Raw genomic sequence first — 24,449 nt, 5'->3', positions numbered from 1 at the left:
AGATAGAGCGGCGCAAGCACCGCTTATCCTGCTAGTGCTGCTGTTCTATAATGACAGCATTTTTAGTTCTTCAGAAGCACCGAATTCAGCACTTGAGCCAATTTCGATATCTTCATCAATTTGTGCGTACCACTCAGTATCGCTCCAAATTTCAAATTTATTCAACTGCCCTACCAACATTAAGCCTTTTTCTAATTTTGCGTGTTGACGTAATGGACCACTTAATAAGATACGACCTTGCGCATCCATTTCACATTCTGTGGCATAACCGAGCATTACACGTTGTAAGCGGCGTTGATTTGGGTCAAAGTTGGAAAGTGAAAGTAGTTTTTGTTCGATTTTTTCCCATTCATCTAAAGGATAAAGTAATAAACAAGGCTGACGAATATCAACGGTACAAACCATTTGGCCTTGGTTCTTTTCCATGATTTCAGCACGATAACGCGTAGGAATCGCTACACGACCCTTCGCATCTAAATTTACCGCTGCTGCACCACGAAACATTTCTCTACCTTTAAACGTTTATTTTTAGAAAATTTGGCAGAATTTTCCACAAAATTCCACTTTCCACCACTTTGCGTAAGTTTATCGATTGTAGCCTTAACTTGCAAGTAATTAAAACGTAAAGATTGGTAAATTTTGATAATAAAATAAACAAAAAAACCGTTTAAGGTTTCCCTCAAACGGTTTTTCAATTTTTAACTCAATTTAATTAGTTATTTACATACGCTTCTTCGTCACGATCACCTAATGGTTTAAGCTGTGTGAAGAATAATACCAAGCAAAGAACAGTTAAGCCTAAGCCGATATAAACAGATAATTGATAGTCTAAACCGAAACCAATTTTGTTGTATGCAAGGTAAGTGAAACATACAGTACTGATAAATGCCGCAGGGATTGTACATACCCAGTGGAATTTATTATAGCGATATAAGTACGCAGCCGCAGTCCATAACATAACCATCGCTGTGGTTTGGTTCGCCCAAGTGAAGTAACGCCATAAGATAGAGAAATCCACTTTTGATACGATATAACCAACCACGAATAATGGCACAGCAATAATTAAACGTTTAGCTAAGGTTTTTTGTTCTAAATGGAAAAATTCTGCAATAACAAGGCGTGCTGCACGGAATGCTGTATCGCCTGATGTAATTGGAAGAACAACCACACCTAACACGGCAAAAATACCACCAACAAGACCTAAGAAGTGGATTGAAGAATCATAAACCACTTTAGAAGGCGAACCCGCTTTAATCGCAGCTAACAAATCTGGTAAAGAATCATAGAAACTTAAACCAACTGCACACCATACTAATGCAATCACACCTTCACCGATCATCGCACCGTAGAAAATGAAACGCCCTTCTTTTTCGTTTTCAGTACAACGTGCCATTAACGGACTTTGTGTTGCGTGGAAACCAGATAATGCACCACAAGAGATAGTTAAGAACAAGAGTGGCCATAATGGTAAATCTGCACGGGTTTCAAAGTTTTGGAAGAATTTCTCAAAAGACATACCGTCCACAGAACGATAGAAAGAAATTGGATCTGCTGAGCTAAGATCTGCACTTACTAAACCATATACCATACCTACAGACATAAAGAGTAATAATGCACCGAAGAATGGGTAGATACGACCGATGATTTTATCAACTGGAAGTAATGTTGCAAGAATATAGTAAATGAAGATGATACCCGTCCAAACACTGATCACTGTCGCTTTATCCATACCCCAAACGGTAATACCACCTGCTTCTGCTACTTGATGGATTTCTTCTGCATTGCTAATAGAAATGCTACCTGATGCGGCACCGAATACATCCATTGTAATCGTACCCATTAACTGCGCTGGACTTGCCACGAATACCACACCCACTAATAATAAAAGCACTACCGCTAATACGTTAATGAATGCTTTAACTGGACGACCTAAGTATTTACCTGCAAGATTAGGCATAGATGCCCCGCCATTACGCACACTTAACATCCCGCAGAAATAATCGTGTACCGCACCAGCAAAGATACAACCCACTACAATCCAAAGCATTGCAACTGGTCCGTATAACGCACCAAGAATCGGACCAAAGATTGGACCTGTACCAGCAATGTTTAATAATTGAATTAACCAAATCTTAGTTTTAGACATTGGCATATAGTCAACGCCATCATTCATGGTATAAGCTGGCGTTTTACGATTTGGATTGATCACAAAAATGCGCTCAATTACACGACTATAAAAGAAATAACCTGCAAGCAATAACGCCACGCAGAAGAAAAACCACAACATAAAAAATACTCCTCAGGAATAAATGAATACCGAAATTTAGTCATATACTAGACTTCGTCGGCGGTATTCTAAGTGAAAATCATCAAAATCAAAATTTTAATTTTTACATTGTTTCAATTTTGTGATCCATGTCACGTTTATCATTCCGTTTTTTTCACTTACAATAGGCATATAAATTAAAATAATTAAAAAAGGATCATCAATGGCTCTCACCCGCTGCCCTGAATGTCGTAAAAAAATCAGCGAATCTGCTCAATTTTGTCCAAATTGTGGGTTCTCTTTTAAAAAAGAAGATCTTGAAATTTACAAACAAAAACTCGAACAACGACGCCAACAAAACGCCGAAATTAATCGAAAAAGTGTCAAAATTCACCTTATTTGGTTGGCTATTTTTACTATCGTTATCTTATTGGCAAGTTGGCTAACTGGAGAATAAAAAGTGCGGTCAAAAAACAATGAGAATTTTGACCGCACTTAAATTAGAACCCAATCCTCCTTGTCGTTGCAGAAAACGCTGGTTTCACTTCACATTCACCTTGTAATGCGCTCAGCCAATCTTGCACCTTTTGAAAAGGAGAAAATTGATGACGACGAGCCACTGCAGCAAAATCGCCTGGAGTCAGCAAATTAAGCGATTCAATTTGTGTAAAATCCTCTTCCGATAACAACGGCAACCCTAATATTTCCGCTTGTTGTTTAGCAAAATCTAAACGTTGTGGCAGCGTTAAATAATCAAACTTCAATTTTAAATCAAAACGGCGTAAAGCAGCAGGATCAAGCACTTCAATTAAATTTGTTGATACCACCATCAAACCCTCAAAGCGTTCAATTTGTGTCATCATTTCATTCACTTGTGAACGTTCCCAGCTACGTTCTGCACCATCGCGTGAAAATAGGAACGTATCCACTTCGTCTAGCACCAATAACGCATTATCGGCTTTCGCTTGTTCAAAGGCTTGAGCAATATTTTTTTCTGTCCCGCCTACATAACAATTAAGCAAATCTGAGCCTTGTCTTAGCAACAGCGGCATGTCCAACTGTTCCGCAAGCCATGCTGCCCAAGCTGTTTTTCCTGTTCCAGGTGGTCCATAGCAACAAATTCGCCCTTTTTTCGAGCGTTTTAACCCTTCACTAATACGATGAATATTGTCATTACAAGCCACATAATCCAAGTTATAGTCGGCTTTGCCTAAAACAAGCGGTTCGATTTTCGGTTTATTTTGCGACTTTAATGTTTGATTAAACATCATGAGTAAAGTCTCAGCAAAATTTGACGTATTGAGTTCCTTTGCCACCCGAATTGTGCGGCTTAAAATCGCCGGCGTTAATGACCGCACTTTAGCAAAATGTTGCACATAAGCCTGACTTAATTTTCCCTCAGTCAATTGCGTAATCAATGCTGACTTATTTTTCAACGGTAAATCCGGCATTTCTAAAATAAAATCAAAGCGACGTAAAAAAGCAGGATCTATGCCAAAAACAGAATTAGATAACCAAATCATCGGCACGTTATTGTTTTCCAATAACTGATTCATCCAAGCTTTATTCTGCTGTGCCACTGATTGCTCAAAGAAACTACCACAAAAAACATCTTCTATTTCATCAAAAATCAATAACGAAGATTGCCCTTCTAGCACCTTTTGCGCGAAACGACATTTATTCAAACGATCTTCAGCGCTAATCACATCCCCATCTCCATCCATATAGGTAATGTTATGTACAGAAACACTCAATGCTTTAGCCAATAAAGTGGCCAATTCCGTTTTGCCTGTACCTGGCGCACCATAAATTAAAATATTTACGCCTTTTCTATGAGTAACAAATGAGGACTGAAGATAATCCAGCATCATTGCTTTCATCTCTCCTAGATAAGCAAAGTCATCTAAATTTAAACTTGTTTCAATCGCAGGCTGAGTGCACGATTTTAATAGTGTTTGTTCATTTAATGGTTCTGAAATAAACTCATCAAAATCTAGCATTTTTCCCCAATCCAAATATTCATGGATTCGATCCGGATTATAATTTCGAGTGAGCAAGCCATAGCCTAATAGTTTTCCTTTATCTTTTAGGGCAGAAATAATGTCAGATTTAGGCAAATCAAATAAATTTGATAATACCTCACCTAGCTCTGCCAAATTAGATTTTGGTAATGCTCTACTCAATTCTTTCAATGCTTCATCTAAACGGAACTGAATAGCTAAGCGAAAAACTGTCTGCTCAGCCGTATTCAATGATAATAATTGAGTCAATTTATCGATATTTTGTTGAATAATTGAATTCTCGTTTACGCAAAGTGCGGCCAATTTTGGCAACGTTTTATTTCGTGCTTGTAATAATTTTTTCACTTTCACACGGAAATCATCACAACGCTCCATTTCACTCGGTAAACCTAAAGCCGCTGCAATATTGTCATATCGCCAAACATCTTCATGAAAAACCTCTGAAAATCCTCGATGCTCTAATAAAAGTTGCAACATTAATTTTTCGGTATAAGGGGAAATTGATGGTGGGTTAAGTTTGAATTTCGACATAATCATCACTCCAATAAAAATGCTCAAACCTAATAGGTTTGAGCATAGTTTAAGAAGTAGAGCGACAGATTGTGTCGTTAGGAATTTAAAGAAATATCATATCGTTCTTTTAAATACTTTATCATTAAGTTCTTACGATACTGGATAAAGTCTATGTGATTATTCCATACTTCATTTTCTAAATTAGGAAGAAAATCAAATTTCTCTTTAAGTTCTGGATGAGCTAATAAAAATTCTTTCGGAGATTTATTCCATTTATAAAGATTTACACCCGCAGGTAATATTTGGAAATTCCATAATACATCAACTTCATTTTGATACATTTCATCATCAATACCTCTATTCATTGGAAATATATGATCAATATGAGGTTTGTTTTCCGTAAAATTAAATGCTCTTCCTGGTTGTAACATTTTTAAAGCAAACCAAGGCTGCCAAGTAAAGTTATTTTCATTTAGTTCGCCTACACGATTTTTAGATACTGCGAACGCTTTGATTTCACTCAGAGGAAATTCACGTTGATTTATTGCAGATTCTGTTGCTAAACGAGAAAATTCATTTACCATTGTCTGAGTATTCCAATCCAAAATTTGTGAAGATAAGAAGTATTGATGAACAGCCTTCATTTGCTTTTTATGTTCATCATTATAATTATCACTCCATTTATAATTATGATTAATCTCGTTTCGTCTAATTAAATAAATTATCATTGGCAATATAGCTGCCCATCTAGGTATGATATAATTATGGTTTATATTAAACTCGCTTCTTAAATAATTAAAAAAATCAAGAAGAGGAATCTCTACATCTTCTAATTTACTATTAAATAGATCAAGTTCCTCATCAGTTCCCTTGAAGTAGCGATCATCTACGCGAATTGTCCCCTTAATCAAAAGATAAAGTAATTGCAATAACTGTTCTGAAGAAAATTCAATATCATATTTTTTAATTTTATTAGAAAGCTCCCATAATTTTTCTTCAAAATCATAATATTTTGCCTTTATTTTACTTAAAACCAATTCTACTGAAGTCAACGAAACTCCGCCAATATTTAATCGACGAAAAACTTCATTTGCTGTATCAGGACTACTTGCTTTAATTGGGAAATAAGCAATTTGTTTTTCATTATCTTTTACAAAAATATCCCATAATCTATTAAGATTTTGACGAACAATAGATCTTTTTTCTTTATCATTCTCATATAAAGGGACTAACCGATCCTCGATGGTATATTTTGCTTCTGACTCTTCTGAACAAGATATCGAACAAAGCTCTGTCAACTTTAAATAACGTAATTCAGGGGCTGCATCCTTATTTCTAAATAAGAAACCTGTTTCATCTGCATTTGAATTTTTAGCATCAAAAAATAAATCATAATGTGGGGTAGTGACAATATTTGCATAGAAAGAAACAAAAAAATTTGGCGCGAAAAAATGCGGTGAAGCCCCTGTTTATGGGGCTTTGTTGTTTTTAGGGGGTAGTAGTTATGCAAATAATGAAAATGGTGGTGATTGGTGAAAAATGGGCGGAATTTGTGTTTTTATTTGCATAGTTATAGTTGGTTTTTGAACGGTTTTTAAAAGGTTTTAAAATAGTTTTAAAAAAAAGGGATGTGGGCGAAGTGCCGGCATCCCGTTTTTTATTTGAACTGTCAACCAATAGCCGATTGTTGGAGGGGTGATCGTATGTCTTCGACATTGATGTCGGTGACATATTAGAAGTCCCGATAACCACGCACGACTTGCCCAATCACGACAAGGCTGTTTGCTTCTTCTGTATCTAGCTTTAATGGTCGATAGGAAGGGTTGTCACTAATTAGCTCTACTCCACCGTAGGTAAATTGTACTTTTTTTACCAACATTGATCCGTTGTGGTTTAGTACAAATATTTTCCCTTCTGTTAATTCGCGTTTAGAGCGGTCAACAATTATTTCTTCGCCATCCTTCAATGTTGGTTCCATGCTTTCCCCTTTTACGGTAAACATTGCACAATGCTTTGATTTATTGCCTGTTCTTTGAAACCAAGAGCTTTCAACCATTATGTAAGCTGAATCATATTGTTCTTCATTTTCTAAACCTAAGCCTGCAGAGACTCTGACACCTCTAAAATCATCAATAGGTTCGTAATAGTCTCTATTAATCTGTCTAAAATCAGCAAATCCATTCTCTTTTATAGCGTGTTCTTCCATAGCTTTGAGCGCATTACTCTTTATGGATTGAATGCTATCTCTTAGCCCTAAAGACATCTGCGCTTCTTTTGGCAATGTAGATATATGATATTCAAAACCACCCCCTTTTACACCTTTAGCTTCTCTAGATAGCCAATTTTCATTTTTAGCTTTCCTTGTGATGTTTGTTGCATGAGATGGCAACCCATTTAGCTTTAAAGCCTCAAGTTCTTTGGCTGTAAACCAAACTTTATCTAATGATTTCATAAATCACCTTTCTTAATCAAAATAATTTAAAAAGATTTAGTTGATTAAGTTAAATAAAATCAATGATTTAAATTCAGTGAGTAAAAGATTTTATAAAATTTACTAAATCACCTATTGATTAAGAAAATGATTTGATATATATTCTGAATCGTAGGTGATTAAGTACTTAATCAAGTAGTCGAACAATTAACTTTTAAGGATCGCACAAAATGAAAGAAAAAGGAAGATCTAATGATATGCACAGAGCTGACATTAGAGCTGAATTGATTAAGAAAGGGATTTCATTAGCTCAATTAGGGATTCAGCATGGATTAGCAAAAACAACACTGAGAAATGCGTTTGATAAACGCTATCCAAAAGGGGAAAAGATTATTGCTGATGCACTAGGTAAGGAACCAAAGGATATATGGCCTAGCAGATACTTAGACTAATAAGGAAGAATTATCGTGAAACTATGGTTTAGTGCGAAAGAATTAGCCGGTATTGGTGGGTTATCAAAACACCCTAGTAATGTAAATCGACAAGCAAGAAAAGAAAAATGGCAATCTCAGCCATTAAAAGGAGTTAAAGGTGGTGGTGTTGAATATGCACTTTCATCACTTCCTGAATCAGTTCAAATTGAACTGCAAAAGAAGTTTGTATGTGCTGTTTCAAAACCCAAACAACTCCCAACTGTTAAAAATCTGAACCTTGCCGACCTCACCACCAAACAGCGCGAAATCGCTGATGCACGCATGGCTTTAGTGGCTTATGTGAGCGAGTTGGAACAGGTGCAAAGCCGAATCAAAGCCATTACCCACCTCTGCAATGCAGCAAAGTGCGGTGAAATTTCGGAAGATTTGATGGCGTTGATCTCTAAGGCTAACAGCAAAAACGGCAATAACTGCGGCCGTGTGTTATCACCAAGAACCCTGAATCAGTGGGTGATTGATTATCACAAATGCAAAACAACGGAAGAAAGATTGCGTGCGTTAGCACCGGGTCAACGTCAGGCGCAAAAGTTGGAAGAATTGGCGTGGTTACCTGATTTTTTGGTGGCTTATCGCAACACCAACGGCGTAAACGTCACCGAGGCTTACTCAATTTTTAAAGCGCATTGGCAGGCGCACTATGCTGACCAGCCGTTAATGATGGCACGTTTGCCAAGCCTTGACAGAGTACGCCGCGGATTATCCAAGCTGCCACGTCATATCCGTGAAATCGGTCGTAAAACAGGTGCAAGCCTGCGCGCCTTAAACACTTACGTTAAGCGCGATTGGTCGGTGTTAAAGGCGAATGATGTATGGGTGGGTGATGGCCACTCCATGAAGATGAAAGTGCAACACCCTGATCATGGTCGCCCTTTTATCCCTGAATTGACGTTAGTCATGGACGCACCTAGCCGCTTTATCGTTGGTTGGTCGGTCAGTCTAGCAGAAAACGCGTTAGCCGTTGCGGACGCTATCCGAAACGGGATTGAGAACCACGGCATACCGGCTATCTATTATTCGGATAACGGTGGCGGTGAAAAAAACTGGACCCTAGATGCGGATATTACAGGGATTTTGCCCCGCTTGGGCATTAATCACCAAACAGGGATTCCGGGCAACCCACAAGGGCGCGGGATTATTGAGCGGGTGAACCAAACGTTAGCGATTCGCATTGCACGCCAGTTTGAGACTTACCACGGACGCGGTGCAGACCGCGACACCGTGCGACAAACCTCCACGGCAGTGATTTCGCTCGATAAAGCCATTCGTCAAGGGCGCACCGAACTAACCAACAAACAACGTTGGGCGGTGGGTAAATTGCCAACCTGGAAACAGTTTATTGATGCGGTGGAAGAAGGGATCCGTTGGTACAACAACGAACATGTGCACCGTGAAATCGGTTGTACACCGGCACAAAAACGCCGTGAGTTATTAGCCGACACTGAGTTGTTGTTGATTACCCCGATTGAAGCGCGCGACCTATTCCGTCCAAGTGTGCTACGCAAAGCACAACGCGGTTGGGTATCGGTGTTTAACAATGAGTATTTTAGTCAAAAACTGCTTGATGTAGATGGAAAAAGCGTACAGGTGGCAATTGATATACATAACCCAAGTGCGGTCATTATTCGCGACGAATCAGGCGCGTTTATTTGTGAAGCGATTTTAGACGGCAACAAGCGTGACGCATTCCCGATGAGTTTTGTTGAGAAATCTCGCCAAGAAAGACACCAACGCCGCGCGAAATTGAAACAAGAACAACTTGACGAAATTAATGCGGAATTGAATCCGGTCATCAGTATCGCTCACAACCAAGGCGCAGAACTGTTACACGGCTTACGCGCAAAACAAGTTAACCGCTTTGACGAGGACGAAGAAATTGCGTTGTTGCCAAGCGAAATGAGACGCCAACAACGCAAGATGGCAGGAGGTTAGATTATGACAAAACGAATTATTAAAAAAGTCCACTGCGGGCGAGTTGAATACAACAAGAAACCGCATTTTTCTTACCGCCTCATTGAATGGGAAGGGAAAGCGGTTGAAGTGAGACAAGCCCAAGACTTTTTAGCCGTTTATACCCTAAAAGGCAATCTTATTTGCCACGCATCAAGATTAATTACAAATACAGGAGCACTAGCATGAAAGAACAACTCGCAAGATTTATGCAACAGAAAGGGCTAACCCAAACGCAAGTGGCAAAAGCCCTCGGCAAATCGAATGCCGTTATTAGCCAGTATTTAAAAGGCATTTATAAAGGCGTGACTAAAGATATTGACGAAGCGGTGGAACGCTTAATCAAGCGCGAAAAAGACAAGGTGGTTGAGCGCAATTTTAACAGCGAATTTGTGCCGACTTATGCTGCAGAACGTTGCCTTGATGTGGTGCATATTGCCCACGTTGAAGGTGAAATTAGTGTGGTTTATGGCGCGGCAGGCTTGGGAAAAACCAAGGCATTAAAACAGTATGTCAGCCAAAACCCGGAAACGATCTTTATCGAAGTTGAGCCAAGTTGTAGCCCCAAGGTGCTGTTGAAAAACCTCTGCCACCAGTTGGGATTAAACGAAGTCGGGGCTAACCATGAATTGTTTACCCGTATCACCGAAAAATTGGGTGAAGGTCGCTTAATCATCGTTGATGAAGCGGAATTGTTAAGCACGAAAAGTCTTGAATATATCCGCCGAATCCATGACTTAACAGGCTGCGGTGTTGTGCTTGCCGGTATGCCTCGTCTGTTAGTCAACTTAAAAGGGAAATATGGCGAATTGGCGCAACTTTATAGCCGCGTGGGCTTGGCTTGCGACTTGGGCAACCAGTTAAGTGAAGACGACATCCACAAATTAGCCGAAAACGGCTTAGGTACGGACGAATTTAACCAAATCCTATTTAAAGCCAGCCACGGCAACGCCCGCCGCTTAACCAAACTTATGCGCGGTGTGATCCGTGTGGCCGAAATGCACGGCAAACAGATTGACGAGAAGTTAATCAACTCTTATGCAGGCATGTTAATCAATTAATCAGACTAAGGAGCAACAAAATGAGTGAACAAATGAACCGCGTGGCGTATGCGTTAAGACGCGAAGGTGTGCAAATCGTGGAAAGCAAAGACGGACGTTTCCCGCGCATGGTGATTTTAAACCCGAGCCGTCGTTTACAAGAAAAAGGCGTTCAAATGACCACCGTCAAAAATGGCGCGCATATTGTGCGAAACGTGGCAAATGAACAAGGCGTTATGGTCTATTGGGCTTAAGGGGGAGAGGTGCCTAAATATCGTCAAATCTACGCCGTATATCGCGGAGAAGAGAATCTAGGCGACGGCACGGCGGAAGAACTAGCAAAGAAATTTAATATTAGAAAAAAAACACTGTACGCAATGGGGTCAGAAGCGATCCTAAAGCGTAACAAAGGCAACAGATTAATCGTAATTAAATTAGATAAAGAAGAGGTTTAAACCATGAAAGTGATGATTGAAGGTAAAGAATATTGGCGTGATGCCAAAGGCAATTTAACGCCAGCTGAGTTGGTGAAAGAAATCGACAAAGCGCGTGATGCGCTCGTGCATGAATGGGTGGAACGTGGTCGTGATTTGAGCAAAGCAATTAGCCATTTTAAAGAAGGTATTTTTGGTGATGTACAAGCCTTTATTGAGCTTTCTGCCGAGAAATATGGCGCGAAAGTGGGGGGTAATAAAGGCAATGTGACCCTGTTTAGCTATGACGGTAAATACAAAATTCAGCGCGCCATCAATGAAAGTTTGCAGTTTGACGAACGTATTCAGGCTGCCAAAGTATTGATTGATGAGTGTTTGAATGAATGGAGCGAAGGCTCTCGCCCTGAATTAAAAGCATTAATTGAACGCGCATTTAATGTGGATAAGGAAGGCAATTTGAACACCTCACGTATTTTGGGTTTGCGCCGCGTAGAAATCCAAGATAGTCGCTGGCAAAACGCGATGCAGGCAATTAGCGAAAGCGTGCAAGTGGTAAGCAGTAAGGCTTATGTGCGACTTTATGAGCGTGTGGGCGAAACCGATCAGTATGTGCCGATTGCGTTAGATGTAGCGGGGGCTTAAAGCTTATTTAAATGCCCTTTAAATCTCCCCTAACCCCTCTTTACAAAAGAGGGGGACGGGATGAGGGGCATTAGTAATAGGTTTTAATCATTAACAACTAAGGAGCATGTATGGAAAAACTACGAACCTATAAAGATTTTAGCACGTTAGCCGTTGAAATGGAGCGTGCTGGTGCATGGGCAACCGCTGAGGCTGCCTGGCAGAGAGCAGCTATTGTTGCTCGAAAAAGCGAAAATGAAGAATGGGCATTAAACAGACAGAAGATGTGTGCGCATTATGTCAAAAATCCAAGCAGAAGACCGGAGGTGAAGCATGGCTAAGTATGTGGCACGTTTTTATTGTTTGGTTGAGGCTGTTGTTGAAGCCGAAAGCAATGAACAAGTGTTAGATATGTGTGATTTAAATGTGTGTGATGTCAATAAACTGCCGCACACCATTACAGAAATTGATGATGTAGTTGAGGTGGAGGAAGTATGAGTGAGCAAGAAAGAAGGGACGTTAATATAAAACTTGCACAAATCATCGAACAAATCGAGATGGCTCAAGAAATTTGGCTTGATGGTGATCGGAAGGAATGCTTGTTGTTATTGCAAGGAGCAATTAGAGAAATAAAAAGAGTGACATGGCGGATTACGCCGGTGTTGGGGTAAATATGGAACAAGACAAACTGCTCAGAAAAATTAAAAAACTGTTGGCGTTGAGTAAGTCAACCAACCCACACGAAGCGGCAAGTGCACTGGCAATGGCGCAAAAACTAATGGCGGAAAATCAGCTTAATCAGTCACAAGTTGAATTTAGCCAATCTCACGCTAAGCAGAAAACCGCCATGAAATCCGCCAGATATGTACACATGCTGATCTCTGTGATTACAAAAGCGTTTGGAGTTGAGGGTTATTTATCTAACGCTTACCCAGGCAACGATTACGGCGAAAACAAAATGCACGTTGTATTTTACGGCGCAGAAGAACGCCCTGAAATCGCATCTTACTGTTTTGATGTGTTATATCGCCGATTACAAGTGGCGCGCAAAGCGTTTTTAGACACGCAAAGTAAGCATCTAAAACGTAGCACGCTGATTGCTCGGGGAGATTCTTTTTGCGAAGGCTGGGTTGTCGGCGTGAATCAAAACGTGAAACAGTTTGCAATGACACCGGAAGAAAAGCAAAAAATGGAAACTTATAAAGCAGAAGCGTTTAAGGAAGAGAAATGGAGCGAAACCAAAATACGTGAGAAAGGAAACTCTAAAGACTACGGTTTGGCGCAAAGTGAAGGCTATAAACAAGGAAAAGAAGTTACGCTGAATCACGGTGTAAATGGAAAAGAGACGGTTAAGTTGGAGGTGAGAAAATGAGTGACAAAATTTATGAGTTTAGAAAAGTTGAAGACTTTTTGCAGTTAACCGAAGAACAGTTTAATCGTTTCTTGCCTGATTTTATCCATTGGTTTGCTATTCGCAAAACATTTATACAAAAGAAACAAATAGCTATCGAAGAGCTTGGTGTTTTTGTGCATGTTAATCCGGAACCGGTTATTAAGTGGAAGGATGATGGAAAAACTGGGGTTGATGGTTACGAAGTAACGATTAGACATCATCAAGATGGCGAAAATGATATAAAAATCAAGGTAAAAAAGGAGTAAAAATGAGCATATTTATCACACACGGCAACCGTTTAATCGACTTTGCTAACCCACAAAATAGCGACATCCATATTGATGACATTATTCATCATTTAGCAATGATTCCACGATTCGGTGGCAAATTAGATGTGCATTATTCCGTGCTTGATCACAGTGTTTTTGCCGGGGTAATAGCTAAAACGTGCTTGAAAGTTGATGATATGACCGCTTTTGCAGTTTTGATGCACGACGCCCAAGAGGCTTTTTTGGGAGATGTTACCAGCCCGTTAAAACAATTATTGCCGGACTACAAAAAAATCGAAAAAGCATTCGAAATGGTTATCCGAGATAAATTTAAGATACGCATCAAAGCCGAAATGGAGATTGTCGTCAAAACCGCTGATATTTTGGCATTAAAAGCGGAAAAACAAGCGTTTATCCAAACTCCTGCGGAGCTCGCTGAGCATTGGCGATTTTTGGACAAATTTCCGACCGTGCCAATATCGCCGCGGGAATATATCAATAGCAAAGCACTGTTTAAAGACGCGTTTAACTACTACAACAAAACTTTAAATTTGAGACTTGAGGAGATTAAATAATGAGCGAAAACAATGGATGGATTAAGTGTTCGGAGAGATTACCTAAATTATATCATACAGTTTTTAGTGGCATTATCTCAAAAGATGTACTGCTATATGGCATACCATATAACGACGGCGAAGAAGAAATGCGAGTTTTTGTTGGATACATGACAGAAGACAATGAATTTCACACGGATGATATTGGTAAGTGTGATGTTGTTACTCACTGGCAACCACTGCCACAACCACCTATCGACTAAGGATAAAATATGAAATATCAATGGGAATATATCGTTTTTGGTAGCAAAGAGCCAACAGTAGAAGATATAAAGGCGAAGATAAAACAAAGTGAAAGTAAAAAGTATGAAAGCGATCACGATGATGTTGATGGCCTTGTTGAGCAAATTGTTGAAGAAAATAATTGTGATTGGGAGCTGGAGGAAGATGAAAATATTTATATATCAATCTATCCGAAAGGAAAGCCAGAAGAACAAGAGTTATTTGATGTGCATCTTAGTTTAGTTATCCAGGCTACCGCATATCATGAGTGGTCAGGGTTAGATTGATAAAACCCATTTACAGCCCATTAAATCTCCCCTAGCCCCTCTTTACGAAAGAGAGGAATAAGTTAGATGAAGTGGGCTGAGTAATGTGTTTTAAACCAAGTTTAAAGGAGTTTTAAAAGTGAAATTATGCCGTTGCCCGGTTTGCCATAGTGACATCCACTTGGATGCGCTGTTGGAAGATGATGCGGGGCGTGAGATATTGGGGATTATTACCAATTTACGCGGCGATAATGCCCGTGCGTTGGTGAGTTATATTGCCCTATTTAGACCCGAGAAAGCGGCGTTATCTAACGGCCGTGCGCTTAAATTAATGCGTGAGGTGTTGGACATGTATCAGCCGAGTCCGTTGTTGTCCCATGCGCTTATAGAAACCGCCAATGGCGTGATGAAAAACCGTCGTGAGACCCGAAACGTGGTGGCGCTAACCAATCATAACTATCTTAAAAAAGTGTATGAGGGGGCTAAACCGTTATTTGCCGTGGTGCGTAACGAAGGAAAAAGTGCGGTAGAAAGTGCAGATAAATTAGCAGAAGACAAACGGACAGCGGCAATACAGTATATCGAACGTTATGCGGCTATTGGTAAATTGGAGTTTGTTAAGAATATGCCAGAATATTTAGTTTGGAAAGCATGGAAAGAGGAACAAAATGCAACCACAAACCCGTAAACAGATGATCCAAAAGATCCACATTGGCAAAGGCATGCTGAAAATGACTGATGAACAATATAAACGCTTTTTGTTGGACACGGTAGATAAACACAGTTGCACCGTGATGACAGATGCCGAGTTGATGCAAGTATTGCGCGCCATAAAAGCAAAAGGCGCGGTGTTTAGTGCGAAAAATGCGCCAAAACGTCCCGCACCAAGGGCGGATAAAGCGAAATATCTGGCAAAAATCACCGCACTTTTAACGGAATACGGCCTGCCACAGAGTTATGCAGACGGCATGGCGAAAAAAGCATTTGGTATAGATTTTGTGCATTGGTTGGAAGTGTGGCAGTTGAAAAAAGTGGTGCAAATGTTGGCGGTGTATGACAGAAGAAAACAGAAAGCTAAAAATTAGTTGCATAACAACAAATTAAGCGTAAATTAAAGGCTCCTATGGAGCCTTTTTTATTGGAGAAAAATAATGAAAAAACTATTAATTGCTATGGTATGTGGTTTAATTTCTGTTTCGGCCTTTTCAATGACAGATAAAGCCAAAGGAGAACTAAATAAAGCCTTACAGGGAGATTATCAAGCACTCCGTAATTCGGCATACTCTATGAAAAATGGATCTGCTGGCCATGATCTTAATCCGATTGCAGGCTGCGCATTGCGTAAAATAACATTAATTGTGGCACAAAATGAAACTGACACCAGTGATTATAGCAACGAATATGTAGATTGCAAAGCATTGTCGCCAGATGAATCTGAAAAAGCATGGAAGATGACATTGCAGCTACTGCCACAAGTATTGCAATTAAAAGAATAAAGTCGTAAATAATTATTCAGCCTCAGCAATTAAGTTGGGGCTTTTTAATTTTTTTAGGTGTAGAAACCTGCTTTTTGAAATTTCCGTGCGACAATCCGCCTAAATGGTCACAAAGGGGAAATTTTATGCAGTCTGAACTTGAAAGTGTTGCGGGGTATTTACCTGAAATCGTGTTAGAAATGGTGGAACTAGTCGGGTTTACGGATGTAGAGAAGATTATTAATCAGTTCGGTGGGGCTACGTTTCGCTTTACTGACGGAGCAGTGTATTTCCCGCGACTAAAAGCACTCATCGGGCTTGAAAGTGCGGTCAAATTGCGTCATTATTTTCAGGCGGAGGAAGTGTATATTCCGCGTTGTGAAGTCGCCCTGCGTTTGTTACGCAACGAGCGCCTAAAAGCGGATTTTGACTACATCACGCAAACCGAAAAGAAAAGCGGCCGCACGGCAATGTTAGAGCTTTGCCCGAAATATCGTCTTTCCGACCGCCAAGCGTGGGAGATTGTGCGCACGCAACAAACTCCGCAATATCAACAAGCCGCCTTATTTTAGAATTACAGGGTGTGTGGAACTGTCTCCTCCACCCATTCGACCTCATTTAACACAGAATACCCTCAATCATATCAACGATTGAGGGTATTTTTTTTATGTCTTTATCTTTCAAGCAAATTTTTGACCGGCTTATCGGGCATGAGGGCGGTTACGTCGATGATCCACGTGACCCGGGCGGCGAAACCAACTGGGGTGTCACTAAACGCACCGCGCAGGCGAATGGCTATACCGGCAACATGAAAACCATGACGCGCCAACAAGCCTATGAAATCTATTACCGCGCATTTTGGTTGCGTTACAACTGTGAGCAAATGCCGGATGCCGTTGCCTATCAATTTTTTGATGCAGCAGTGAATCACGGCTTTGGCAATGCGAGCCGTATGTTACAGCGTGCGGTTGGTGTGTTAGATGACGGCATTATCGGTAAATACTCTCTTGAGGCCATCAATCGCAATCCAATCTCTGACACGTTAATGGTGTTAAACGGCGAACGCCTGAATTTTTACACCCGATTAAAGAACTTTGACCGTTTTGGCAAAGGTTGGGTGAATCGTGTGGCACAAAACTTGAGATATGGAGCACAAGACAATGAAGTTTAGTTTTAAAAACATTTTTAATCTGTTTAGCCGGGTATTTAAACGCTTTAACCCGAAGATTTATCAGTATAAGAAACGTCCGAAAAAATACAGCAAGAATGCGTGGAGTTATATTGCAAAAGGCAAAGCCACGCCTGCCACTGCGTTATATGCGTATATCGGAGCATTATGATGCGTAAATTTTTTGAGTTATTTACTAATGATAATGGGCGCGCCAGTACTACAGGCTTTATTCAGTTTTTTGGCTTTTTAGTGCTTGCCGGTGTGCTCGTGTATTCGGTTTATCTCGGTCGTGACAATGCGACCGATCTCTATTTGTATTTTGCGTTTTTCTGCGGTGGGTCGGCAGCGACAAAAGGTGCAGTGATGGCATATCAGTCCAAAAACAAACGCAATAACAACAATCAAAACTATCAACCACGGCAACGTCAAGATGACGATGACGGGTATCAAAGACCAGGCTTATGAGGTTAAAAATGAATCTATTACATATTGCTATGACTGCTCTTAGCTCTGCCATTTTGTTGTTGTGGGTAATGTGGAGTCGGGCAAAAGCTAAAACGGCTAATTTAGAGCAAGCTAAAAAACAACTCGAAACACAAAATCAAGTGTTACAAACCCGTGTGAATAACCAAAAGGAACGCAGAAAAAATGAAGAAAACGCTCATAGCAGTACTCGTGACGAGCTTATTGACAGCATGCGGGAATCAAACGACTTGCGTGATTAATACGGCTTGCGATGGCTTTGGCAAAATCTATGCCAGTCGTCAAGATACTACCGAAACCTTACGCCAAATTAAAGCACACAACGACACATGGCGGGCAATCTGTGGGGGCGAGAATGGAACTACACATTAACGGCATCATGGTGTTTAACGCGTTAGTGTCCATTGCGGTATTTTTTATCGGTCTTTGGTTTAAGCGGCTGGATGGTGAATTTAAGCAGTTACATGACGAGGTTGATCAAGTGAAACGGGATTATCTCTCGAAAGAAGTGGCGGGCATCGTGAATAAAAACGTGATGGATAAACTGGACGCCATCACCAAGCAGCTTAACTCAATCACTGAAAAACTCGACAAGAAGGCGGATAAATAATGTCGGCAAGAGAACAAAAGCGGTTGGAGCAGAAGGCCGAACAAGCCAAAACCAACCAAAAGTTAGACCAAATTTTAGATTTAACCCGTGAAGTCAGCCGCAAAATCGACAAATTGGACGACCGCGTGGACGATATTGACGCCCGTTTGAAAATGTTGGAAACCCGCATGGATAAATTGGGCATTAAGTCTGTGATGGCAGGCGGTTTAGGTGGTTTAGTGGTGTCGGTTGGCTTTGAGCTCATCAAAGCAAAATTTGGGGGCTAATAATGGCACACGATGAAAAAACCAAGGCTTATGTACGTCGCTATTATGTGTTTGATTGCTTGACGTTAGAACAGGCTGCAGAAAAAGCCAAAGTATCCTACAACACCGCACGCCGTTGGAAGAAAGAGGCAGAAGCACGTGGTGACAACTGGGACACGGTGCGTGACGCCAATACGATGGCAAGCGGCAAAGTAGAAGACGTGGCGCGCGGTATGCTCACCACCTTTGTTATCTATTTTGAGAAAACCATGGAAGAGCTACGTCATGCGGAAGATTTGCCTGTAAGTGATAAAGCTAAACTGATCCAAGGTTTAGGTGATAGCTACTCGAAAATGGTGGCGAGCAGTAAGCGGTTATTGCCTGAAGTGTCGGAAATGGCGACCGCGATTAAAACCGTCAAAATGTTTGGTGATTTCGTACAGGCGAATAAACCTGAGCTTTTGCAAGAATTTCTTGAATTATTAAACGGATTTGCTGAAACCTTAGACAAGGAGTTCAAATGAATCTCTTTTGTTTCTTTTTTGTCATTATGGCATGCCTTTCCGCTAGAGATGGCGGAAGTTGGGGATGTTAGGTGTTGTTGGTATTACTGGTGAGTGATTAAAGTGCGGTCAATTTTTACGGTGTTTTTAAATGAAAAATAAAGAACTTTTAAATGAGTTGCGCGCCTATGCAGATAGCATGCGACAAAAACTCGAAGCGTCTTTTGACGGTTGGGACGACAGCCCAGAAGCAGTGGTTGACCGACGTAAAAAAGTATTTGACCCAGTGAGTGGTTACGATTATTTCGTTTCCCATTATTTCCCGCATTATGTACGTTCGGCATCACGTTCGGAGTTGCACGATTACTTGTTCAAAACTCTTCCTGAAATATTGCAAGATCCTAAATCGGTCAATATGGCGACTGCAGCGCCTCGTGGTGAAGCAAAATCCACGTTGGTGTCGCAGTTGTTTACGCTTTATTGCTTAGTAACTCAAAAAAAACGCTATGCACTCATTGTGATGGACTCTATCAATCAGGCTTATCCGATGTTGGAATCTATCAAAGTAGAACTTGAGTTTAACCAACGCCTACGCATCGATTTTCCAGAAGTCGCTGGACAAGGTCGCGTATGGCAGGCAACGACAATTTTAACGAAAGCAAATCAAAAGGTTGAAATTGCAGGGTCAGGGAAAAAATTACGTGGTTTGCGACATGGGGCTTATCGTCCTGATCTTGTAGTGTTGGACGATATAGAGAATGACGAACAAGTCCGCAGCGCAGAACAGCGCGATAAGTTGCACGAATGGCTTAAAAAGACCGTACTTCCACTGGGTGTCCCTGGCGAAAAACTGGACGTGGTCTATATCGGGACTATCCTACATTACGACAGCGTATTGAACCGCACTTTAGCCAGTAAAGCATGGAAAACCGCGAAATTCAAAGCGCTGAAGAAAATGCCTGACGATATGGCGTTGTGGGACAAGTGGGAAGATTTTTTCCTGAATGAGGGCGAGGCGGTTGCAGACGCTTTTTATCACGCTAATCAAGCGGCAATGGATAAAGGCTCAGAAGTGAGCTGGGCAGCACGTCCGTTACTTGCGCTGATGAAAATCCGTGCTCGTGATGGCCATGCCACATTTGACTCCGAGTATCAAAATGACCCATTAAGCAGTGATGACGCGATTTTTGCAAATGCCATTAAATATTGGACGGAACTGCCATCTGATTTGATTTATTTTGGTGCAGTTGACCCGTCACTCGGCAAAGCGGGCGCGAGCCGTGACCCTTCGGCGATTTTAGTGGGCGGTTATCAACGCGCCACAGGTAAATTGTATGTGGTCGAAGCGCAAGTTAAAAAACGCCTACCGGATTTGATTATTGAAGACGTGATCCGTTTACAACAGCAATACAAATGCCACCGTTGGTTTGTTGAGACCGTGCAATTCCAGGAATTTTTGAAAGATGAACTGGTTAAACGCTCAGCACAACGTGGGTCACCTGTGCCGGCAACGGCAATTAAGCCAAACACAGATAAAATGCTCCGTATTGAGTCCTTACAACCTCACATGGTGAACGGTTTGATTTTGTTACACAGCACACAAGCGACCTTGATTGCGCAACTGCGTCACTTTCCGAAAGCTGACCACGATGACGGCCCAGATGCACTTGAAATGTTGTGGAAGAATGCCATCACCAACGCCGCCCCGATTGAGTGGATAGGATTAAATGATGAAGATCTGGGGCATGATGATTTTGATGCGGAAGATGATCTATACAGCATTTGGCGAGGATAAAACATGAAAATTTTGGAAAAAATTAAAACATTGGTTGGGGTGAAAACTGAGCCAACCCAAACCGACGAAGCAATGGTGACAGCTAATGGGCGTGTTTTATCAGACCGCCCGAGCAACCGCATTACCCCGTCAAAGCTGAAAAGCATTTTAGAAGACGCGGAAAACGGCGATATTACGGCACAGCACGAGTTATTTATGGACATCGAGGAACAAGACAGTTCAATTGGTGCTAATATTCAGACGCGCAAGCGGGCGATTCTGACGCTGGATTGGCGCATTGCCGAGCCACGTAATGCGACACCGGCAGAAGAAAAACTCCAAACCGAAATTGACGAGTTGTTTTATCAATATCCAAACCTTGAAAACCTTCTTATGGATATGATGGACGCAGTCGGACATGGTTTTTCCGCCCTCGAAATTGAGTGGAAATTGGAAAACGGTAAGTATATTCCGCATAACTTTATCCCACGGTCACAGTCTTGGTTTAAGCTAGATAAAAACGATAATCTCTTGTTAAAAACCCCGAACAATACCATGGGGGAACCTTTGCGTCCTTTCGGCTGGGTGGTACATTCGCATAAATCCCGCTCAGTGCAATTAGCTCGAATGGGCTTATTCCGCACATTGGCTTGGCTTTATATGTTTAAGCATTATTCTGTTCGTGATTTCGCCGAGTTTTTAGAACTTTACGGCATGCCGATTCGCATTGGCAAATATGGCGCAGGGGCAACAAACGAAGAAAAACGCACACTCTTACGCGCACTTGCACAAATCGGACATAATGCCGCAGGGATTATGCCTGATTCCATGGCTATCGAATTGCACAATGCGGCAAACACCGGTGCGGGGTCAGGAAATAACCCATTCTTACAAATGGTGGACTGGTGCGAAAAATCCATTGCCCGCCTGATTTTGGGGCAAACACTCACATCAGGTGCAGATGGCAAAAGCTCAACTAATGCGCTTGGCAACGTACACAACGAAGTGCGTCGTGATTTGTTGGTGTCGGACGCTAAACAAGTGGCGCAGACCATTACACAGCAAATCATCCTGCCTTATTTGCAGATTAATGTTGACCCTAATATTGCCTTGCACAGAGTGCCATATTTTGAGTTTGACACCAAAAAATACGACGATTTAAGCACCTTTGCGGACGCTATCCCTAAATTGGTGGGGATTGGTGTGCAAATCCCCGAAAAGTGGACGCGTGATAAGCTAGGCATCCCCGAAGCGCAAGACGGTGAAGTGGTTTTAAAAGCTGTTCAAAGTGATTTTAATCCCGATTTAAAAACACCGGGGAAATCTACCGCACTTTCTGCCCACGTGGTGGGGTGTCAGTGTGCGGGGTGTTTGGGTAAAGGTGCGCATGTGGCGTTGTCGGCTGCTAACAAGGGGGAAACGGAACAGGATTTATTGGATAGCTTGTTAGATAACGGCATGACACAAGTGGATTTTAATCAACAATTAGATCCAATGGTGCAAAAAGCCGTTGCGGTGTTATCAGCCTGTAACAGCTTTGAGGAAGCCAGTGATAAACTGGCGGAGTTTTACCCGGATTTAACCTCAGAAGCCCACGAACGCTATTTAACCAGTGCCTTATTCTTGTCGGATTTATTGGGGGCATGTAATGCCGACCGCACCTAAGTTTGCTATCGGCATGGAGCCGACAGAAGCGATTGAATTCTTGCGTCAGAAAAAAATGCTGGCGGGGAAAGTGTTTATTAAAGACTTACAAGACAGCGCGTTAGCCCGTGCGACGACTATTGCGCGCTTGTCTAGTCTTGAAATGACCAAAGACATTTATCAGTCGTTGGAAACCGCTATGCGCGAAGGCAAGGGATTTAATCAATGGAAAAAAGAATTGCTCGGCGAATTTGAGCGCAAAGGCTGGGTGTTTGGCAAAGATAACGCTATCAGCCGAGGTATTGACGGCAATCTATTAGCTGACCCGAAAACGGGCGAATATTTCGGCACACCACGCCGGTTGAATACGATTTACCGGGTGAATATGCAGTCGGCGTATTCTGCGGCACGCTATCAACGCATGCGCGATAATGTGGACAATCGCCCTTACTGGCAATATTCTGCCGTAGGCGACGAAAGAACCCGCCCAGCTCACTTAGCATTAAGCGGCAAAATTTACCGTTATGATGATCCATTTTGGACGACATTTTACCCACCGAATGGGTTTAATTGTCGTTGCTCGGTGATTGCACTTGCCGAACGAGATTTACAACGTCGTGGCATGGATAAGCCGGACGATAGTTCTGAATTTTTAGTCGAAGTGGAACGCCCCGCCGATAAAGCGGGAAATCGTGAAAAAACCATTGGTTTTAAATTGCCCGACGGCACGATACGGGTGACGGATAAAGGCTTTGATTATAATGTAGGGCGATTGAACTATAAGCCGAATTTGGATCTTTACCCGGAAAAGCTGGCACATCAGTTTGCCAAGGTGGAGATGCGCGGAAGCGAATTTGTTCATGATTTTAATTTGCTTGCGAAACAGGTGGCAGAAATTAAGCAATCATCTAGCCATGAAGGGAAAAAACTCACCGCCGAGCAAATGTTACAAGTGCGTGATGGTTTAGCGAAAAACTTCAGGTTCGCCGCGGGTATATTGAGCGCAGAAAATAAAGGACTGATGAAGGCAAACACCGGCACAGTGTGGCTATCAGATGACACCTTAATCAAGCAGTTTAATAGCCGTGATGGGCAGAATTTCGGCGTGGATGAATATGCTGATTTACCTGATTTGATTCATGCGCCTGAACACCTATTGCAAGCGAAAGATTATCAGGATAGATACACCTTTATTCGACAAGGGAAAATGCTGGTCGTGAAATTATTACCTAAAGAAATCTTCGTGCTGTCGTTTCGACGGATTAAAGATAAGGAATTGAAAAAGTTGTTGGAAAAAGAAAATGCACTTAGGTAGGGCTCCCCACACCTACACACAGTCCCGAGTCTATTTCGCCTCATCGCCCGCGATCTGGGAGATTCATCGCTTTTCTAAGTGCATTTAGGTTTAACCATATTAACTCCCTTAATGTTTAAAAGCAACGCTTATGATAGAAATCGAAATTAATAATGCACAACAAATTGCCTCCATACTAAATAAACTAGCAAATACCGCTCAAGACCGTACGCCACTAATGCGTAGTATCGCCGGCACAATGGAATCGGCAGTGTTGCAAAACTTTGACGTAGGTGGCCGTCCGAAGTGGCTAGGACTGAAATATCGCCAAGGCACGCCGCTAGTTGATACAGAAAATCTGATGAACAGTATCACAAGTTATTATGATAATAACATTGCCATGGTCGGTACGAATGAGCCTTACGCAGCAATCCATCAGTTTGGCGGTAAAGCCGGACGTGGACGAAAAGTGGATATTCCCGCCCGTCCTTTCCTTGTTTTAACCCCGCAAGACGAGGACGATATTTTGGAGGATGTGCAAGCCTATTTTCGGAGCGTAGTTAAATAAAACATAAAACCGCTCTAAATCGCGCGCATTTGCGTTTTTATGATTATAGGGGCGATTTATCGAATGATTTTTTTTAAAACGATTTAAAAGGATTTAAAAAGGTTTTAAAAATGGTTTAAGATAAAATACAACATCAAAATTCATTTTTTCA

General features: G+C 41.5%; 36 protein-coding genes. 31 read left to right on the top strand and 5 right to left on the bottom strand.

The features are described from left to right. Nucleotides 1-45 precede the first annotated feature (45 nt). Nucleotides 46-504: a division/cell wall cluster transcriptional repressor MraZ gene (gene mraZ / locus DPV95_RS04290; protein ID WP_005696540.1), complete on the bottom strand. Its 459-nt coding sequence runs from the start codon at nt 502-504 to the stop codon at nt 46-48. Between the two features lie 208 nt (nt 505-712). Continuing rightward, nucleotides 713-2,287 (bottom strand): carbon starvation CstA family protein, encoded by a 1,575-nt coding sequence (locus DPV95_RS04285; protein WP_049367815.1) that lies wholly within the window; start codon nt 2,285-2,287, stop codon nt 713-715. Between the two features lie 202 nt (nt 2,288-2,489). On the opposite strand from DPV95_RS04285, the gene DPV95_RS04280 reads away from it, so the two are divergent. Continuing rightward, complete coding sequence (locus DPV95_RS04280) at nt 2,490-2,723, top strand: zinc ribbon domain-containing protein (protein ID WP_049367816.1); 234 nt, start codon at nt 2,490-2,492, stop codon at nt 2,721-2,723. Between the two features lie 43 nt (nt 2,724-2,766). On the opposite strand, the gene DPV95_RS04275 is transcribed toward DPV95_RS04280, so the two are convergent. From DPV95_RS04275 to DPV95_RS04265, 3 genes are all read right to left on the bottom strand, one after another. Further along, nucleotides 2,767-4,818 (bottom strand): AAA family ATPase, encoded by a 2,052-nt coding sequence (locus tag DPV95_RS04275; protein ID WP_049367817.1) that lies wholly within the window; start codon nt 4,816-4,818, stop codon nt 2,767-2,769. Between the two features lie 77 nt (nt 4,819-4,895). Further along, nucleotides 4,896-6,098: a DUF262 domain-containing protein gene (locus DPV95_RS04270; protein ID WP_207974261.1), complete on the bottom strand. Its 1,203-nt coding sequence runs from the start codon at nt 6,096-6,098 to the stop codon at nt 4,896-4,898. A 434-nt stretch (nt 6,099-6,532) separates the two neighbouring features. Beyond that, complete coding sequence (locus DPV95_RS04265; RefSeq protein WP_111406700.1) at nt 6,533-7,252, bottom strand: helix-turn-helix domain-containing protein; 720 nt, start codon at nt 7,250-7,252, stop codon at nt 6,533-6,535. A gap of 209 nt (nt 7,253-7,461) precedes the next feature. On the opposite strand from DPV95_RS04265, the gene DPV95_RS04260 reads away from it, so the two are divergent. The 30 genes from DPV95_RS04260 (at nt 7,462) to DPV95_RS04120 (ending at nt 24,298) form a co-directional block, all read left to right on the top strand. Then, entirely contained in the window at nt 7,462-7,683 is a 222-nt protein-coding gene (locus tag DPV95_RS04260) for a helix-turn-helix domain-containing protein (protein WP_102703702.1), read from the top strand. Nucleotides 7,684-7,698: 15 nt separating this feature from the next. Continuing rightward, entirely contained in the window at nt 7,699-9,654 is a 1,956-nt protein-coding gene (locus tag DPV95_RS04255; protein ID WP_111406699.1) for a Mu transposase C-terminal domain-containing protein, read from the top strand. A 3-nt stretch (nt 9,655-9,657) separates the two neighbouring features. Further along, nucleotides 9,658-9,861, top strand: a complete 204-nt coding sequence (locus tag DPV95_RS04250) for a hypothetical protein (protein ID WP_111406698.1) — start codon at nt 9,658-9,660, stop codon at nt 9,859-9,861. Then, nucleotides 9,858-10,733: an AAA family ATPase gene (locus DPV95_RS04245; protein ID WP_065285690.1), complete on the top strand. Its 876-nt coding sequence runs from the start codon at nt 9,858-9,860 to the stop codon at nt 10,731-10,733. Before DPV95_RS04250 ends, DPV95_RS04245 begins: the two co-directional genes overlap by 4 nt. A 20-nt stretch (nt 10,734-10,753) precedes the next feature. After that, the gene (locus DPV95_RS04240) at nt 10,754-10,966 is read left to right on the top strand and encodes a Kil protein family (RefSeq protein ID WP_111406697.1); all 213 of its coding nucleotides are present in this window, start codon (nt 10,754-10,756) and stop codon (nt 10,964-10,966) included. 9 nt (nt 10,967-10,975) lie between these two features. Beyond that, nucleotides 10,976-11,167, top strand: coding sequence for a hypothetical protein (locus DPV95_RS04235; protein ID WP_061671368.1), 192 nt, complete (start codon nt 10,976-10,978; stop codon nt 11,165-11,167). 3 nt (nt 11,168-11,170) lie between these two features. Further along, a complete protein-coding gene (locus tag DPV95_RS04230; protein WP_049368127.1) occupies nt 11,171-11,788 on the top strand; it encodes a DUF3164 family protein in 618 nt (205 codons plus the stop codon). A 110-nt stretch (nt 11,789-11,898) separates the two neighbouring features. Then, nucleotides 11,899-12,108, top strand: a complete 210-nt coding sequence (locus tag DPV95_RS04225; protein ID WP_111304301.1) for an ANR family transcriptional regulator — start codon at nt 11,899-11,901, stop codon at nt 12,106-12,108. After that, nucleotides 12,101-12,265, top strand: a complete 165-nt coding sequence (locus DPV95_RS10420) for a hypothetical protein (RefSeq protein ID WP_165816493.1) — start codon at nt 12,101-12,103, stop codon at nt 12,263-12,265. Before DPV95_RS04225 ends, DPV95_RS10420 begins: the two co-directional genes overlap by 8 nt. After that, nucleotides 12,262-12,438, top strand: a complete 177-nt coding sequence (locus DPV95_RS04220) for an FMN-dependent NADH-azoreductase (protein ID WP_111406696.1) — start codon at nt 12,262-12,264, stop codon at nt 12,436-12,438. Before DPV95_RS10420 ends, DPV95_RS04220 begins: the two co-directional genes overlap by 4 nt. Nucleotides 12,439-12,440: 2 nt before the next feature. Continuing rightward, complete coding sequence (locus DPV95_RS04215; protein WP_111406695.1) at nt 12,441-13,139, top strand: DUF2786 domain-containing protein; 699 nt, start codon at nt 12,441-12,443, stop codon at nt 13,137-13,139. Then, nucleotides 13,136-13,426, top strand: a complete 291-nt coding sequence (locus tag DPV95_RS04210) for a hypothetical protein (protein WP_111406694.1) — start codon at nt 13,136-13,138, stop codon at nt 13,424-13,426. Before DPV95_RS04215 ends, DPV95_RS04210 begins: the two co-directional genes overlap by 4 nt. A 2-nt stretch (nt 13,427-13,428) precedes the next feature. Next, complete coding sequence (locus DPV95_RS04205) at nt 13,429-14,004, top strand: phosphohydrolase (RefSeq protein ID WP_111406693.1); 576 nt, start codon at nt 13,429-13,431, stop codon at nt 14,002-14,004. Beyond that, entirely contained in the window at nt 14,004-14,246 is a 243-nt protein-coding gene (locus DPV95_RS04200; protein ID WP_111406692.1) for a DUF551 domain-containing protein, read from the top strand. The genes DPV95_RS04205 and DPV95_RS04200 overlap by 1 nt, the downstream gene beginning before the upstream one ends. Nucleotides 14,247-14,255: 9 nt before the next feature. Then, on the top strand, nt 14,256-14,552 hold the full coding sequence (locus DPV95_RS04195) for a hypothetical protein (RefSeq protein ID WP_111406691.1): 297 nt from the start codon (nt 14,256-14,258) through the stop codon (nt 14,550-14,552). Nucleotides 14,553-14,670: 118 nt separating this feature from the next. After that, the gene (locus DPV95_RS04190; RefSeq protein WP_111406690.1) at nt 14,671-15,219 is read left to right on the top strand and encodes an HI_1489 N-terminal domain-containing protein; all 549 of its coding nucleotides are present in this window, start codon (nt 14,671-14,673) and stop codon (nt 15,217-15,219) included. After that, the gene (locus tag DPV95_RS04185) at nt 15,200-15,616 is read left to right on the top strand and encodes a gp16 family protein (RefSeq protein WP_111406689.1); all 417 of its coding nucleotides are present in this window, start codon (nt 15,200-15,202) and stop codon (nt 15,614-15,616) included. The genes DPV95_RS04190 and DPV95_RS04185 overlap by 20 nt, the downstream gene beginning before the upstream one ends. 66 nt (nt 15,617-15,682) lie before the next feature. Then, nucleotides 15,683-16,027 (top strand): hypothetical protein, encoded by a 345-nt coding sequence (locus DPV95_RS04180; RefSeq protein ID WP_111406688.1) that lies wholly within the window; start codon nt 15,683-15,685, stop codon nt 16,025-16,027. A 125-nt stretch (nt 16,028-16,152) separates the two neighbouring features. After that, nucleotides 16,153-16,578, top strand: a complete 426-nt coding sequence (locus DPV95_RS04175; RefSeq protein WP_111406687.1) for a Mor transcription activator family protein — start codon at nt 16,153-16,155, stop codon at nt 16,576-16,578. Between the two features lie 95 nt (nt 16,579-16,673). After that, on the top strand, nt 16,674-17,177 hold the full coding sequence (locus DPV95_RS04170) for a glycoside hydrolase family 108 protein (protein ID WP_111406686.1): 504 nt from the start codon (nt 16,674-16,676) through the stop codon (nt 17,175-17,177). Nucleotides 17,178-17,345: 168 nt separating this feature from the next. Further along, nucleotides 17,346-17,642 carry a DUF2644 domain-containing protein gene (locus tag DPV95_RS04160; protein ID WP_049368137.1) on the top strand — a complete coding sequence of 99 codons (297 nt, stop codon included), beginning with the start codon at nt 17,346-17,348 and terminating at the stop codon, nt 17,640-17,642. Next, entirely contained in the window at nt 17,639-17,902 is a 264-nt protein-coding gene (locus DPV95_RS10705; RefSeq protein WP_111406685.1) for a DUF2681 domain-containing protein, read from the top strand. The genes DPV95_RS04160 and DPV95_RS10705 overlap by 4 nt, the downstream gene beginning before the upstream one ends. Next, on the top strand, nt 17,826-18,032 hold the full coding sequence (locus DPV95_RS10395; RefSeq protein WP_076773769.1) for a hypothetical protein: 207 nt from the start codon (nt 17,826-17,828) through the stop codon (nt 18,030-18,032). Before DPV95_RS10705 ends, DPV95_RS10395 begins: the two co-directional genes overlap by 77 nt. Beyond that, entirely contained in the window at nt 18,016-18,270 is a 255-nt protein-coding gene (locus DPV95_RS04150) for a hypothetical protein (protein WP_049368173.1), read from the top strand. The genes DPV95_RS10395 and DPV95_RS04150 overlap by 17 nt, the downstream gene beginning before the upstream one ends. Further along, complete coding sequence (locus DPV95_RS04145; RefSeq protein ID WP_005760383.1) at nt 18,270-18,536, top strand: hypothetical protein; 267 nt, start codon at nt 18,270-18,272, stop codon at nt 18,534-18,536. The genes DPV95_RS04150 and DPV95_RS04145 overlap by 1 nt, the downstream gene beginning before the upstream one ends. 2 nt (nt 18,537-18,538) lie before the next feature. After that, the gene (locus DPV95_RS04140) at nt 18,539-19,039 is read left to right on the top strand and encodes a DUF1804 family protein (protein WP_049368139.1); all 501 of its coding nucleotides are present in this window, start codon (nt 18,539-18,541) and stop codon (nt 19,037-19,039) included. 130 nt (nt 19,040-19,169) lie between these two features. Then, nucleotides 19,170-20,813, top strand: coding sequence for a phage terminase large subunit (terL, locus tag DPV95_RS04135; protein ID WP_111406684.1), 1,644 nt, complete (start codon nt 19,170-19,172; stop codon nt 20,811-20,813). 3 nt (nt 20,814-20,816) lie between these two features. Then, the gene (locus DPV95_RS04130) at nt 20,817-22,457 is read left to right on the top strand and encodes a DUF935 domain-containing protein (protein ID WP_111406683.1); all 1,641 of its coding nucleotides are present in this window, start codon (nt 20,817-20,819) and stop codon (nt 22,455-22,457) included. Then, on the top strand, nt 22,441-23,751 hold the full coding sequence (locus tag DPV95_RS04125) for a phage head morphogenesis protein (protein WP_111406682.1): 1,311 nt from the start codon (nt 22,441-22,443) through the stop codon (nt 23,749-23,751). The genes DPV95_RS04130 and DPV95_RS04125 overlap by 17 nt, the downstream gene beginning before the upstream one ends. Nucleotides 23,752-23,881: 130 nt before the next feature. Further along, on the top strand, nt 23,882-24,298 hold the full coding sequence (locus DPV95_RS04120) for a phage virion morphogenesis protein (protein ID WP_111406681.1): 417 nt from the start codon (nt 23,882-23,884) through the stop codon (nt 24,296-24,298). Nucleotides 24,299-24,449: the final 151 nt, after the last annotated feature.

It is taken from the genome of Haemophilus parainfluenzae, from assembly GCF_003252755.1.
GTDB lineage: Bacteria > Pseudomonadota > Gammaproteobacteria > Enterobacterales > Pasteurellaceae > Haemophilus_D > Haemophilus_D parainfluenzae_N.
Note: the sequence above shows the minus strand (reverse complement) of the source record. Positions and strands in the feature narration are given on the sequence as shown.